Here is a 14,395-nt window from a genome sequence, read left to right as displayed (position 1 = left end):
GACCTTTTATAGGTAATATTACATTGTTTTTTTCAAATAATGGAAAATTTGGACAATCAATATTCAAAGAGCTTGTAAGCTTGTAGAGTAAAGGTTTTGCCAGTTGGTGGTTTTTAACGTCTTGTTTATTCTCCACAATCAGCCAAAAACAAGTGAAAGAATATTCAAAAATTAACAGTTTCAATTATTGTTTTTGACCAACAATCTTTCAAAATAAGGTAACATTAGCATTAGGGAACAGTACTATCTGCTCCTTCTGGGAATGTTTTTCATAATGGATCTCATGTTTTGAATTTATTTGGTTAGATTTAAATTTACTTCTTAATTATTTCATTTTAGAAAAATAATAAAAGTGGAGATCTTTTAATTTTCATTTAAGCGAAATATTTCAAAGTTTAAAAAGTGTTTATAATACAATCTTGTAAAAATAATCGAAATTATAATTAGTCAACCATGGTAAAATTAGTCGTAATGTACGGTCATCCTAAAGACCCTGAAGCCTTTGAGGCTTACTATTCAGAAACACACCTTCCCATTGCTGCTAAAATCAAAGGCTTAAGCAAGGTGGAGTTTACTAAGTTTGTGGGTACCCCGGATGGAGGTAAACCTATTCATTATAGAATGGCAGAATTGTATTTCGAGTCATTAGAGGAACTTCAAAATCAAATGGCCACCCCCGAAGGGCAAGCTGCTGTAAAGGACATTCCCAACTTTGCCACAGGCGGTGTGGATGTGATGATTGGAGAAGTTTAAAATTGAATGAATACCGATTTGGTTTGATACGTTCAATGTTTTTATAAAAAAAAATCATACTAAAAAAAATATTTGTCAATGAGCAAGAAGATAGCTATAAAAATAATGTTTGGCCTGCTAGGGGCAGTTTTAATCTATCATTTTTTGATCTTCTTTGAGTTTATTCCTTATGATAAGGTATGGGCCGGTAGACTTAAGTCTGTAGAGGAAATGAAGACTTTTGAAACCTTCTCCATATTGGTGAATGTCTTTATGATAACAGTGATGATCATCAAGTACCAAAATCTCCAAAATCAGAAACCAAACAGAATAATAGATATTCTGATTTGGGTTTTTGCCTTGTTTTTTTCATTGAATACCTTTGGGAATTTATTTTCACAAAACATCCTAGAGTTAATTTTTGGAACATTGTTTACCCTGATTGCTGCAATCCTTTGCGTGCTTATAGCTAAAAAGAAAAAATGACTGTAATCATTTTTTCTTTTTTCGGACTTTATTAAATTATTTGGAATACTCCCCTACACCCATGAATAAAAGCATATTAATACTGTCCATGGTTGTAGCCATTCAAGGCTGTGGTAATCCAGAGGCAAAAAGGTCCAAGTCTCAGGTCATAGAAGCAGAAACCTTGCCGGAAGCCCAATATGAATTGGTTTTTGACAAGGTGAAGGCATTGCCAAATCAAGCTGAGCTTGCTATTGCCATTATTGAAAATGGGAAGGTTAATTTTGTTGGGGTCAAACGCGAACAGGATTCTACAGTGCTTATTCAAAATAAGGACCGGATTTTCGAAATAGGGTCCATTACAAAAGTTTTTACAGGCACCTTGTTGGCCAACTACCTGGTGGAGGGAGAGGTGAATTTGGAGGATCAAATTGATAAATATTTAGGTTATTCATTGAAGGAGGATGTTAAAATTACACTGAAGCAATTGGCTACCCATAGCTCCGGCTTACCTAGGGTGCCTGCAAGTTTGGAGGCCTTAAGTTTAGAAAACCCTTACAAGGATTTTGGAGAAAAAGAACTGAAAACCTATTTGACCCATGACCTGCGAATGAAGCATAAACCCGGGGAAGTTTCTGATTACTCAAATTTGGGGGTAGGCCTGTTAGGCTATGTGTTAAGCAATAAAGCCCAGATGACTTACGAAGAGATGCTTCAAAGGAAGGTTTTTTCTAAATACGGTATGGATGCTTCAACTACGTTAAGAAGCATATTAGAAAATAAATTGGTTAAAGGACTTAATGATGAAGGAGAAGAGGTGTCCAATTGGGACATGTCTGTACTTGCGGGGGCCGGTGGAATTTTATCCTCGGTAAAGGATATGTCAAAGTTTGCCTTGGCTCAATTTGACAGTTTAAACCGAGAGTTGGTGCTTTCAAGAACAGCATTTTTTGAGGTAACTGAGAATTATTCTATGGCTTTGGGTTGGAGTGTTATCCAAACGGAGTCGGGAGATGTTTGGAATTGGCACAATGGTGGAACAGGCGGTTATACCTCGTCCATGATAATAGATGTGATAGCGAAAAATGGGGTGATCATTCTTTCCAATGTATCCGCTCTTGGTGAATTGACCAATACTATCACAAGCTTGGCACCGGCCTTAATGGGTGCTATTAAAGGTGAGGAAATTGCTTCGGACAGCAATTGAAATTATATCGGGAATCACTTTTTAAAAAAATGGGCGCTTTTAACTACAACATCTCCTTTGGGATAGTATAAACTGCAATGCCGGGATCCTCGTCGGTAGTCAATCCATAAATTTCATTTGTATCTTCATTAATAACAAAATTGATGAGTGACCTATCCAATTTTAAATTCCTGAGGGGTTTTCCTTTGTGATCGAAGACCCAAATTTGTGTAGCCATAACTGCTGTTTTGTTGAAATCAGACTGGCTTACTCCCCCATATAATGCAAAAATATAATTTTTAGTGACAACAGCGTCTCTATAGCGAAAGTGAGGATTTGATCCTAGGTATAACTCATTTCCAATTAGTTCAAATGCTGGCAATGCTAGATCCGGCCCATCTATGATGATAAAGGATTTGTCCCGGTTGTCAAAAATTTCAAGCCTATCTCTGAAAAGTCCCACTCTAATAAAAAGACCTTCCTCAGCATTTCCTTTAAAAAAACTGCCGTTTAAGTGGGACAGTTGGTAATCATTCAGGTCAGGTCTATCCTTTACCTTTTCCCAATTTCCATATCCTCCGATTTTATTACCTTCTTTATCAAATTCCAATATTCGATGTTTATCAACCCTTGAAATACCAAGAAAACTGCTGTCAGATGCCTGGGTAAAAAACCAAAGGTCTCTCATGGGCTCAGGCATTTTCCACTCATTTTTCCCAAGAAGTGTAGTGTCCGACATTGAATATTCCACCAGTTTCCTTCCATTCATAGAATAGGCCCAAAAAGTATTGCCATTTTCTCCTTTATAAAACAAACTAGCATCAATCGCCTCTAAGGGACCTTCTCCATATTTACCCTTTGGCTTGTCATAAGTCCAATTTTGGGAATTGATAATATGAATACGGGGATGTTCCTCGGGAACCCTGTGTCTTTCAGATATTAGAATCTTGCTGTCAATTATTCCAATATTAGCTGGATTGATGATTTCTTCGAAATAATGTTTTTCGGATTTTAAGGGGATTATAGTGAAATCCTCTTTTTGGATAATGATATAATTGTCGTTTTCTTTTGATGTCTCACAGGAAACAAATAGAATTAGGAATAGCATTATTCTGTTCATTCTTTAATATAATATGAATTAGAATGACTTGCAATTAAAAGATTAGTTTAGTTGATAAAGGAAAAGGCCTTAATTTTTTATAATAACATGAAGAAAGAGGCCTTGATTGGCCGGAATATTGATTTTACCCACCAAAAAGTAATATATTTATTTTCTAATTAAGATTGTAGCAAACAGCATTTTCACACTAACAATCTTGTTTGTAACTTTATCCCGGATGATTTGACCAAATAGCTTCACCTTCACTGGAGTCGGTGGCAGAATTAATGGCAGCTATTTTGTGGACAAACTTCAGATACAATTAAAACACTATATGGATACTAACGAAAAATTTCTTTACAAATACCTAAACAATGCCTCTCCAACAGGCTTTGAAGCTTCCGGCCAACAGATTTGGTTGGATTATATTAAACCTTTTGTAGATGATTATTTTACAGATGCTTATGGGACGGCAGTGGGAGTGATCAATCCTGATGCAAAATTCAAGGTTGTCATCGAAGCGCATGCGGATGAGATTAGCTGGTTTGTGAATTACATTACCCCGGAGGGATACATTTATGTGATAAGAAATGGAGGGTCTGATCATATGATTGCCCCTTCGATGCGTGTCAATATCCATACAGACAAAGGTGTGGTGCCCGGGGTTTTCGGCTGGCCGGCGATTCATGTCAGAGATAAAGGGAAAGAAGAGACGCCCAAAATGGAAAATATTTTCATTGATATAGGTGCCAGGTCAAAAGAGGAAGTCCTTGAAATGGGCGTTCACGTGGGAAGTGTCATAACATTTAATGACGAGTTGACAGAATTGAATAAAAAATTCTATTCGGGAAGAGCGCTCGACAATCGCATTGGTGGATATATGATTGCTGAAGTGGCCAGATTATTGAAGGAGCAACAGGTGGAATTACCATTTGGCTTGTATATAGTCAATGCTGTACAGGAAGAAATAGGCTTAAGAGGAGCAGAGATGATTGCGGCTAGGATCAAGCCGGATGTAGCCATCATTACGGATGTATGTCATGACACAACCGCTCCAATGTACAGTAAAATTGCTAGCGGTGATTATACTGCGGGCAAGGGCCCTGTGCTGACCTGTGGTGCTGCAGTGCATAAAAAGTTATTGGATCTGATCATTGACAGTGCCAAGAAAGAAGACATCCCTTTTCAAAGATCAGCATCTTCAAGGAGTACAGGGACTGATACAGATGCCTTTGCCTACTCGAATGGAGGAGTGCCGGCAGCTTTGATTTCATTGCCTTTGAAATACATGCATACTACTGTAGAAACTGCCAGTAAGGAAGATATTGAAAGTGTTATAGAGTTAATGATTGCCTTCTTAAAGGACTTTGACCTAAATTTTGATTTTAGGTACGTAAAGTAAATGTTAATAAAGGCGGGTTATCTCGTCTTTATTAATTTTAAGTATACCTTTTTTTGATAAACTCAAGATTCATGAAAGTTTTTATAAATAAGATTATTCCCGAGATTGGATTTAAATTGCTTGAAGAAGCAGGAATTGAATATACTGTTTGGAAAGAGAAACCTATTTTGGATAGAGGGCAAGCCATTCAGTTTTGCAAAGGTCATGATGCTTTTTTAAGTGTTGGACAGGCTGGATTGGATGCTGATTTTTTCAAGGAATGCAAGCACCTGAAGGTGGTGGCACTACATTCAGTAGGATTTGATGGGGTCGATATAAAAGCAGCCACAGCCAATGGAATACCTATAGGGAATACTCCCAATGTATTGAATAAGGCAACCGCTGAAACGGCGCTCTTGTTGATGTTAACGGTAGCAAGAAAAGCCTTATTCCTTCATAATAAGATAAAAAAAGGACAGTGGGGCGTTTCTCAACCTACTCAAGATCTTGGCTTTGATCTGGCCGGAAAGACCTTAGGAATTGTAGGTTTGGGAAGGATTGGAACAGAATTGGCCAAGATTTGTACCCGATCTTGGGGGATGAAAATTCTTTACCATAACCGAAGTGCCAATGCACAGGCCGAGAAAGAATTTGGAGCCAAGCTGGTGAGTATGGATGAACTATTAACAAGCAGTGATGTGGTTTCTGTTCACACTGCTTTGACTTCGGAGACCAAAGGTATGTTTGGTATGGAGCAGTTCAAGAAAATGAAATCTTCAGCAATCTTTATCAATACTGCCCGTGGAGGTGTACATAAGGAGGATGAACTGATTGAAGCTTTGCAAGAGCAGGTTATTTGGGGAGCAGGCCTGGATGTTACCAATCCTGAACCCATGGCCAAAGACAATCCTTTGTTGGAAATGGATAATGCGGTGGTTTTTCCACACATTGGGTCTGCTACAAAGGAAACCAGAGATGAAATGTCCAGATGTGCTGTAGAGAATATCATTGCCGGACTAAAAGGAGAGCCACTGCCTTATCCTGTTAATCCGGAAGTGCAAAAAGGTAAATAAGTTTATTATCCTAGAGCTACATCTAAAACCATCATGATGATAAAACCACCGATGAAGCCCATTGTGGCCAAGTCGGTGTTTCCATCCTGCTGGGATTCCGGGACAACCTCCTCAATTACCACAAATATCATGGCTCCGGCGGCAAATGCTAAAGCATAGGGTAGGATGGGGGTGAAAATGGAAACAGCCACTGCACCCAATACACCGGCAATAGGTTCAACCAAAGCGGAGGCTTGTCCCATCATAAAGCTTTTCCTCCTGCTTAAGCCCATTCTTCTAAGTGGAACAGCAACAGCTATTCCTTCCGGAAGGTTTTGTAACCCTATCCCTATGGCGAGAATCAAAGCTCCGGCAATGCTGGCTTCAGGAACACCGGAGGCAGCTCCACCAAACAGCACGCCTACCGCCAAGCCTTCAGGGATATTATGCATGGTGATGGCCAAAACCAAAAGAGTTGTCCTTTGCCAAGGTGTTTTAATTCCTTCTGTTTTTTTGAAATTGATATGTACATGAGGCAATATTTTGTCCAGAACAAAAATAAACAAGGCACCTCCAAAAAATCCTACAGCGGCAGGAATGACCTTTGCAAAGCTTTCACCCTCTGTCATGCTAATGGCAGGAGCCAAGAGGCTCCAGAAACTCGCCGCAATCATTACTCCTCCGGTAAAACCCATCATGGTATCTAAGAAAGGTCTGTTCAATTTCTTAAAGAAAAACACAAAAGCAGCTCCAACTGCAGTGACAAACCAGGTAAATGTGGTAGCTATTAGTGCGGCATAAGCCGGTGCAATACTACTTAAATAGTCAACGAGGATATCAAACATTCTTTTTTCTTTAAAATATATTTCTGCTATTATTGGTCAATTGCTAAAAGGAACAAATCTTAATCCAGTGGAAATCACTTGAAACAGTTTGTTTTTTGTGAATTTTAATTTGGGTTTAGCCAAGGCAAATTTATATAGTTAGATTGGGCTAACAAATTTATTTCAATATTTTTTTATCTTTGTTTTGAAATAATTAAAGCAATGAATAACAGCCAATCCATAGAAAATTACTTAAAAGTGATTTTTAACCAAGCCATCGCTTCTGATGATGTCAATACCACAAGTATTGCCCAAGCTCTGGAAGTCAGCCTTCCATCAGTTAATAGTATGGTCAAAAAATTGGCAGGAATGGGCTTATTGGAGTACGAAAAATACAAGCCTCTCAAGATTACTGCTAAGGGGAGAAAGATGGCCGCCATGATCATCAGGAAGCACAGGCTTACAGAAATGTATCTGGTGGAAAAGATGGGTTTTGGTTGGGAAGAAGTACATGAGATAGCAGAGCAGTTGGAACATATCCAATCAACAGCCTTTTTTGATAGGATGGATGAAATTTTAGGTTACCCTGAGAGAGATCCCCATGGATCCCCTATACCAACAAGTAGTGGTGAAATTGCCACACAAAAATTCAGGTTGCTTTCTGATTGTCAGCCTGAGGAGTTGGTAACATTAAAGGCATTAAGCAAGACTTCAGATGAATTTTTAAAATACCTTAACAGCAAAGGCTTGGCATTAGGAGTGGAGGTGGAGATTTTGGAAGTGGAGCCTTATGACAAAAACATGACGGTATCTTACGGCGGACATAAAGAAGTTTTATCAGCCTTGGTATGTTCCAAACTTTTGGTAAGTTAAGAAGGTATGGGAAATAAGCAGGTTAAATATGCTGTAATAGTAGCTGGTGGAGCAGGAGTTAGAATGGGAGGAGAAGTGCCGAAGCAATTTCTCCCAATTGGAGGCTTGCCGGTATTGATGCATACCCTACAAGTGTTTCATGCATACGATGCTGAATTGAGACTGGTTTTGGTTTTGCCGGAAAGTCAGTTCGACTATTGGAAGAAATTATGTGGTGAATACAATTTCAAGGTGCCTCATCAATTGATTCAAGGTGGGACAAGTAGGTTTGGATCTGTCAAAAATGGTTTGAATAGTATTCCCGATTGTGAAAATGGCTTGGTGGCCATTCATGATGGGGTTAGGCCTTTTGTGTCAGAGGAAGTGATTCATGAGAGTTACCGGACGGCGGCCAAAGAAGGAAGCGCTATTGCGGTGATAGGATTGAAAGATTCCATAAGGCAGGTTGATGTCAATGGAAGTTCTCAGTTTAAAAACAGGGATGAATTTAGGTTGGTACAGACCCCACAGACTTTCCAGCTTACAAAGATAAAGGAAGCTTTCCTTACAGAAGAAAAACCATACTTTACGGATGATGCAACGGTATATGAAAATATGGGCTGGGATGTTCAACTGATCCTCGGAAACAGAGAAAATATCAAATTGACCACTCCGGAGGACTTAAGCTATGCCACTTTTCTGTTGACTGAAAAGAAAAGAATCATTTAACCATAAAAATAGGTCGTTTATCGGTATTTTTTTTTGCTTTGCCGAAATGGTTTTTGAAAAGGAGCGTGATTGTAAGACCTTTCGTTCATTATTAAAATACTAAAATCATGAATGGAAAAAGAAATGGTAATTTCGTGCTAGGAGTCATTATATTAGTGGTAGGCGCACTACTTTTACTCAAACAGATGGGCTTGTTTATACCTTACTGGGTATTTTCATGGCCAATGATTCTCATTGCAATAGGTATTTACACGGGGTATAAAAACAGGTTCCAGAGTACAGGTTCGGTCGTTTTAATTCTAATAGGTGGTTTTTTTCTGCTGAAAGATTTCTTATTCTTACCTTTCCATATAGGGCCTATGCTATTTCCTATTGCCTTAATTTTACTTGGCCTTTATATTATCTTTAAAAAAAACAGAAATAAATCTTTTAATATAGAAGGTTGGGAAAAAGGTTTTGACAAGAGTACTGCGGAGACTGAAAATGTTTTTGGTCAGTACAGTCCCGACTTTATCAATGTAGATGCTTTTCTTACCGGAATTAAAAGAAAAGTAATGAGCAAGAATTTTAAAGGAGGAGACGTCACTTCTGTATTTGGAGGAGCAGACATAGATTTAATGCATGCAGATATTCAAGATCAAGCAGTATTGAAAGTCTCTGTAGCTTTTGGTGGTTTGAAACTCATTGTTCCTCCCCATTGGGACGTTCAGTTGGGGGTAACTAACTTGGCAGCCGGTATAGATGACAAGAGGTATTCCCAACAAGGAGCGGCTCAAAACGCTGATAAAAAATTAATCCTCACAGGTTCGGTGATTTTCGGTGGAATAGAAATTACTTCTTATTAAAATTAAGTGCATGATGGAAAAGTCACCTGAATTCTTAAAAGTCAATGAAAATAGTAAGGATCAGGTGATTTTTCTTTTAATGGTTTTTGCAGGGGTTTTTGTCTCTGCCTATTTGAGTCAAGGTAATTTGGAATGGAGCATTGCTGATGGGCTGGTCAGTACCATTTCTGTTGGGTTGGGGGCCATTCTTATCAAACTAATGTTGAATTACTACCCTGTTGGCGTAGTAAAAAGTTGGCCAACCCTATTGTTTTCACTGGTTTTAGCAGCTGTACTTACCTATGGAAACCAAATGCTCTGGGGGTCCGGTTGGCTAGGTTTTGCAGAGAATTTAATTTTATTTAAGGTTACTGTTCCTTTAAGGATCTCCATCGGAACATGGCTTTTTCATCTGGTAGGGATGAATGTGCTATCCAATAGGTCAAGCACCAAAGACATTCATAAACTGCAGCATGAGGAAAGTCGACAAAAATTGTCAACGGATGCAGAGTTGCATTACCTACGGCAGCAAATGCAACCTCATTTCCTTTTTAACAGTTTGAATTCGATCAATGCCCTATTAAAGAGAGACCCGGAGAAAGCGCGCAATATGGTGCAGGGCCTGGCAGATTTTTATAGAAAAAACTTAAAGGCGGATTCAAAAAAATGGACCGTAGTGGCCACTGAGATAGAGGCCATTACTCAGTATTTTTATTTGGAAAAAATTCGCTTTGGACAAAGGCTCAATTATGAGATAGATATACCCGAAAGTATTTTAACTTTAAAGTTACCTTCCCTACTGTTGCAGACCTTGGTAGAAAATGCAGTGAAACATGGCTTGTATGGTGTCACAGGAGAAGTTTCAATCCAGATAGAAGGCAAACTAAAAGAGGGTAACCTTGAAATAACTGTGAGAAACCCCAGTGAAGAGAATTCTAAAAAAGCAACAGGTACAGGCTTTGGTTTAGAAAGCTTAGATAGAAGATTGTTTTTGATTTTTGGTAGAAAGGATTTATTGAGTTATAGCCAAAGCGAGGGGCAGTTTACTGCTATTTTAAAAATTCCACAAATCAAATGATACGCTGTATAATTGTAGATGACGAGCCATTGGCTCAAGACCTACTTCAAGACTATTTAGAAGAATTTACGGATCTTGAAGTGGTTGGTTGTTTTAATGATGGATTTGAGGCTTTTAAAGGAATTGGAGAACTCCAGCCGGACCTGATATTCCTTGATATTGAAATGCCTAAAATTACCGGGTTTGAACTGGTAGAGCTTTTAGAAGAGCCTCCAAAGATAATTTTTACTACAGCTTATGACAATTATGCGATCAAAGCATTTGAATTACAGGCTGTGGATTATTTGCTAAAGCCTTTTTCCAAAGAAAGGCTAAGGCAAGCGATACAACGGGTGACTATAGCTCCCAATGACCCGTCAAAATTGGCAAAACTAAATGAGGAAATGCCATTGGAAGGCTTTTTAAATAGGATTGTTGTAAAGACCGGGAATAGGATTGAGGTTTTAAATGAAGTTACTATTTCATCCATAAGTGCCGATGGTGATTATATAAAGATCAATTCAGCAGGTAAGCAATACCTGAAGTTAGGAACCATGGCTTACTATGAAAAAATGCTTGACCCTCAAAGTTTCACGCGGATCCATCGATCACATATAGTGAATATTTCAGCGATAAGTAAAATAGAGCCTTATCAAAAGGAAAACTATCTGGTATTTCTAAAAGACAATAGCCAATTGCCAGTAAGCAAAAAGGGCATGGTGAAACTAAAAAAAGTCTTAAGGATATAAAGTAGCAAAAAGCCTTCACTAAATAGAGAAGGCTTGATACTTAATATTCATCTTCATTAAAGAAGAAATCGTCTTTTGTTGGATAATCCGGCCATATTTCCTCAATATTTTCATAAGGTTCTCCGTCGTCCTCAAGCTCTTGGAGGTTTTCTACAACCTCTAATGGTGCTCCGGAGCGAATAGCAAAATCAATTAACTCATCCTTGGTGGCTGGCCACGGAGCGTCTTCCAAATAGGAGGCAAGTTCTAAAGTCCAATACATAATCTACACAAGTTTAAAGATCCCCTTAAAGGGGTGCAAAAATAGAAATACTTTCTTAAACTAAAACATTTACGGATTATTTGTTTGTAAGTTCTTTTAAAATACTGTTTTTCACATCGACTTTTCTCTTATGGGCAGCAATTTTTTTCCTCATAATGTGATCAAATTCACCTTCCTGGCTTCTGAAGTTCTCAGCATTTTCCCTTACAGTGACAAGTTCTCTTTGATCTCGGGCAATAAGGTCTTTCAAAAGGTTTATTTTTAGGGAGTTTTGCTCCGCTTCAGGCATTTCTGCAAACCCTTCATATTTTGAATGACAAAGTTTGTCTAGAAATGATTTCTCAAAGATTATTTCTGAAAAGAATACGAAAGAGCCAATACTTTGTTGTGCATTTCTTGGTTTTTTTGGAGGAAGTTTTTTCCATTCCCCCTGTAATTTTTTCGCTTGATTCAATTTGCTTTCATTCACTTCACCTTTGGAGAGTAACCGCATTTCCTCTGCCCACCGATCAATTTTCTTGATCATCAATCCAGGGCTGATTGTGGGCATGCTCTGGCTCATGCGTTTGAATTTACTGAAAATACGGTTGTTAATTTTAGAAAACTCATCCCAAATGGGTTGTCTCTTAGAAGCGGGTACCCGCCCGGAAGTTTTCCATTCTTTCTGTATTCTTTTGCTTATTTCAAAAGCAGTTCTTACATCTGACATATTATAAGCTTCTCTGGCACGTTCCAAGAGGCTTTCATAGACTTTGATGTTTTGTTCTGCTTGCAAAGCCAGGCCGTCAAAATAATTTTTACGATTGCCGTAAAAAACATCGAGGATATCTTGGAATTTTTTGTTGATCTCTTCCTCCAATTCCTTCTCTACAGGACCTGTTTTTAGCCATTTGAGCTTTAGCTCTTTGAATACTTCAGAAGTTTCTTTCCAATCTGTGCTGTCCTTGTAGGTTTCAGCCTCTTGGATAAGTTCATTCTTTATTTCTAAATTTTTCTGGCGATTAGATTGTATGATCTCTTCCAAATAGGCTTCCTGCTCTTCTAGCTCTTTGATTAGTGCAGGAAAATCCCCTAGTCCGTCATAAGACATTAATGAGGACTTAAGGTGAATAAGTTTCATCAAGAAAGAGCCCTTGTTTTGGTTTTCCTGGATGTCACTTTTAAGCTTTTCTACCTTTTGTTTTACGGTGTCAAATCTACCTTCAAAATAGCGAAAGGTGGAGGCTTCATCTTCTTTAACCTCGCCTATCACCCGATCTTCTTGGCCTAAGAAGCCTTTCAGATAGATTTTATCTCCTATAATATATCCAAATGGATGTTCAGTCATGATTAAAAGGTTGGTTGCAAATATTTAGTGGTTTGACGTATTTCTGCAAATTAATTAAATATGGTTCATTTATCCTAAGAAAGCCGATTTTTTACCATCTTTGCCTTTTAAATTAAACATAAATAAACCATGAGTAATGAAAAAATAATTTTTTCTATGGCGGGAGTTTCCAAAGTATACCCTCCACAGAAGAAAGTACTTAAAGATATTTACCTTTCGTTTTTTTATGGTGCCAAAATAGGCGTGCTTGGGCTCAATGGTTCCGGAAAAAGTTCTTTGCTGAAAATAATTGCAGGAATGGAAACCGAATTCCAGGGGGAAGTGGTGTGGTCTCCGGGCTATTCTGTTGGTATGTTACAACAAGAACCGGTATTAGATCCTGCTAAAACGGTAAAAGAAGTGGTGGAAGAGGCTGTCAGTGATACAGTCAACCTATTGAAAGAGTTTGAGCAAATCAACGAAAAATTTATGGATCCGGCTGTCATGGAGGATCCGGATGCCATGCAGAAGCTGATCGATCAACAAGGAGAGGTTCAGGAAAAATTGGATGCCGCCAATGCTTGGGAATTGGAGACCATGTTGGAAAAAGCAATGGATGCGTTGCGTCTACCTCCCGCAGAAGCGATCGTAGAAAACCTATCGGGAGGAGAGAAGAGAAGAGTAGCTTTATGTAGGTTGCTTTTGCAAGAACCGGACGTGCTGTTACTTGATGAGCCTACCAACCACTTGGATGCCGAATCGGTACTTTGGCTTGAACAACATTTAAAAAATTATAAGGGCACTGTTATAGCCGTTACTCACGATCGTTATTTCCTGGACAATGTAGCAGGTTGGATTCTGGAATTGGATAGAGGGGAAGGAATTCCTTGGAAAGGCAATTATTCGAGTTGGCTTGAGCAGAAGCAAAACCGCTTGAAGCAAGAAGAAAAAACAGAGTCTAAGCGGCAGAAAACGCTTGAAAGAGAATTGGAGTGGATACGCATGTCGCCAAAGGCCAAACAATCCAAAGGCAAGGCAAGGCTAAATGCCTATGACAAGCTTGTGGGAGAAGATGCGAAAGAAAAAGAGTCTAAGCTTGAGTTGTATATCCCACCCGGACCAAGGCTGGGAAGCAAGGTTATAGAAGTCAAAGGGGTTTCTAAAGCCTTCGGAGATAAATTGCTGTTTGATGACCTTACTTTTTCTTTGCCACAAGGGGGGATCGTAGGAGTGATCGGTCCCAATGGAGCCGGTAAATCTACCCTGTTCAATTTAATAACAGAAGATGAAAAGCCGGATGCAGGCCATTTTGAAATAGGTGAAACTGTGGAGATTGCTTATGTAGATCAAGAACATGATACTTTGGATCCCAATAAAACGGTGTATGAAACCATTTCCGAAGGGAATGAATACGTGCAACTTGGAAACAAAGAGGTGAATGCCAGAGCTTATGTAAGTCGTTTCAATTTTGGTGGCTCCGATCAAGGTAAAAAGGTTGGTGTGCTTTCCGGAGGTGAAAGAAACCGTGTTCATTTGGCCATGACCTTGAAAAAGGGAGGGAACCTATTACTTTTGGATGAACCTACCAATGATTTGGATGTAAATACCCTAAGAGCGCTTGAGGAGGCATTGGAGAATTTTGCCGGATGTGCCGTTGTAATCTCTCACGATCGTTGGTTCCTTGATAGAATATGTACCCATATTCTTGCCTTTGAAGGAGATAGTAATGTGTATTGGTTTGAGGGGAATTTCTCCGATTATGAGGAGAATAAGAAGAAGCGTTTAGGTGACCTTGTGCCAAAACGAATTAAATATAAAAAGCTTAAATAATTAGCTTTTATAAAAATCCTGTGTTTGTGTTTTCCCTTTGTTATGTT

15 protein-coding genes are annotated in these 14,395 nt (G+C 38.8%); 11 read left to right on the top strand and 4 right to left on the bottom strand.

The annotated features are described in order from the left end of the window. Nucleotides 1-453 precede the first annotated feature (453 nt). The 3 genes from ACYVHJ_RS06525 (at nt 454) to ACYVHJ_RS06515 (ending at nt 2,404) form a co-directional block, all read left to right on the top strand. Entirely contained in the window at nt 454-753 is a 300-nt protein-coding gene (locus tag ACYVHJ_RS06525) for an EthD domain-containing protein (RefSeq protein WP_460513363.1), read from the top strand. Nucleotides 754-831: 78 nt separating this feature from the next. Next, on the top strand, nt 832-1,218 hold the full coding sequence (locus tag ACYVHJ_RS06520) for a hypothetical protein (protein ID WP_460513361.1): 387 nt from the start codon (nt 832-834) through the stop codon (nt 1,216-1,218). 61 nt (nt 1,219-1,279) lie between these two features. Continuing rightward, the gene (locus ACYVHJ_RS06515; protein WP_460513359.1) at nt 1,280-2,404 is read left to right on the top strand and encodes a serine hydrolase domain-containing protein; all 1,125 of its coding nucleotides are present in this window, start codon (nt 1,280-1,282) and stop codon (nt 2,402-2,404) included. A gap of 43 nt (nt 2,405-2,447) precedes the next feature. Here the strand turns inward: ACYVHJ_RS06515 and ACYVHJ_RS06510 are convergent, their stop codons facing one another. After that, nucleotides 2,448-3,503 (bottom strand): TolB-like 6-bladed beta-propeller domain-containing protein, encoded by a 1,056-nt coding sequence (locus ACYVHJ_RS06510; protein ID WP_460513357.1) that lies wholly within the window; start codon nt 3,501-3,503, stop codon nt 2,448-2,450. Nucleotides 3,504-3,816: 313 nt separating this feature from the next. On the opposite strand from ACYVHJ_RS06510, the gene ACYVHJ_RS06505 reads away from it, so the two are divergent. Beyond that, a complete protein-coding gene (locus tag ACYVHJ_RS06505) occupies nt 3,817-4,884 on the top strand; it encodes a M42 family metallopeptidase (RefSeq protein ID WP_460513355.1) in 1,068 nt (355 codons plus the stop codon). A 71-nt stretch (nt 4,885-4,955) separates the two neighbouring features. Beyond that, nucleotides 4,956-5,936, top strand: coding sequence for a 2-hydroxyacid dehydrogenase (locus ACYVHJ_RS06500; RefSeq protein WP_339903021.1), 981 nt, complete (start codon nt 4,956-4,958; stop codon nt 5,934-5,936). Between the two features lie 5 nt (nt 5,937-5,941). On the opposite strand, the gene ACYVHJ_RS06495 is transcribed toward ACYVHJ_RS06500, so the two are convergent. Then, the gene (locus ACYVHJ_RS06495) at nt 5,942-6,760 is read right to left on the bottom strand and encodes a ZIP family metal transporter (RefSeq protein ID WP_460513353.1); all 819 of its coding nucleotides are present in this window, start codon (nt 6,758-6,760) and stop codon (nt 5,942-5,944) included. A gap of 201 nt (nt 6,761-6,961) precedes the next feature. Here ACYVHJ_RS06495 and ACYVHJ_RS06490 point away from each other — a divergent pair, with 201 nt between their 5' ends. The 5 genes from ACYVHJ_RS06490 (at nt 6,962) to ACYVHJ_RS06470 (ending at nt 10,950) form a co-directional block, all read left to right on the top strand. Then, nucleotides 6,962-7,612: a metal-dependent transcriptional regulator gene (locus ACYVHJ_RS06490; protein ID WP_339903024.1), complete on the top strand. Its 651-nt coding sequence runs from the start codon at nt 6,962-6,964 to the stop codon at nt 7,610-7,612. A 6-nt stretch (nt 7,613-7,618) separates the two neighbouring features. After that, nucleotides 7,619-8,320, top strand: coding sequence for an IspD/TarI family cytidylyltransferase (locus ACYVHJ_RS06485; protein WP_460513350.1), 702 nt, complete (start codon nt 7,619-7,621; stop codon nt 8,318-8,320). Between the two features lie 107 nt (nt 8,321-8,427). Then, nucleotides 8,428-9,165, top strand: a complete 738-nt coding sequence (locus tag ACYVHJ_RS06480; protein ID WP_460513348.1) for a LiaF transmembrane domain-containing protein — start codon at nt 8,428-8,430, stop codon at nt 9,163-9,165. A gap of 10 nt (nt 9,166-9,175) precedes the next feature. Then, nucleotides 9,176-10,222 (top strand): sensor histidine kinase, encoded by a 1,047-nt coding sequence (locus ACYVHJ_RS06475; protein ID WP_460513346.1) that lies wholly within the window; start codon nt 9,176-9,178, stop codon nt 10,220-10,222. Continuing rightward, nucleotides 10,219-10,950: a LytR/AlgR family response regulator transcription factor gene (locus ACYVHJ_RS06470; RefSeq protein WP_460513344.1), complete on the top strand. Its 732-nt coding sequence runs from the start codon at nt 10,219-10,221 to the stop codon at nt 10,948-10,950. Before ACYVHJ_RS06475 ends, ACYVHJ_RS06470 begins: the two co-directional genes overlap by 4 nt. Before the next feature lie 40 nt (nt 10,951-10,990). On the opposite strand, the gene ACYVHJ_RS06465 is transcribed toward ACYVHJ_RS06470, so the two are convergent. Next, on the bottom strand, nt 10,991-11,212 hold the full coding sequence (locus ACYVHJ_RS06465) for a DUF2795 domain-containing protein (protein ID WP_010855875.1): 222 nt from the start codon (nt 11,210-11,212) through the stop codon (nt 10,991-10,993). Between the two features lie 76 nt (nt 11,213-11,288). Beyond that, nucleotides 11,289-12,539 (bottom strand): DUF349 domain-containing protein, encoded by a 1,251-nt coding sequence (locus ACYVHJ_RS06460; RefSeq protein WP_460513342.1) that lies wholly within the window; start codon nt 12,537-12,539, stop codon nt 11,289-11,291. Between the two features lie 129 nt (nt 12,540-12,668). Between ACYVHJ_RS06460 and ettA the strand changes: the two genes are divergently transcribed. After that, complete coding sequence (gene ettA / locus ACYVHJ_RS06455; protein WP_460513340.1) at nt 12,669-14,348, top strand: ABC transporter ATP-binding protein; 1,680 nt, start codon at nt 12,669-12,671, stop codon at nt 14,346-14,348. Nucleotides 14,349-14,395 lie beyond the last annotated feature (47 nt).

This window comes from Cyclobacterium sediminis (genome assembly GCF_054781075.1).
The sequence above is the reverse complement of the archived record's forward strand: the minus strand, read 5'-3'. Positions and strand labels throughout refer to the sequence as shown.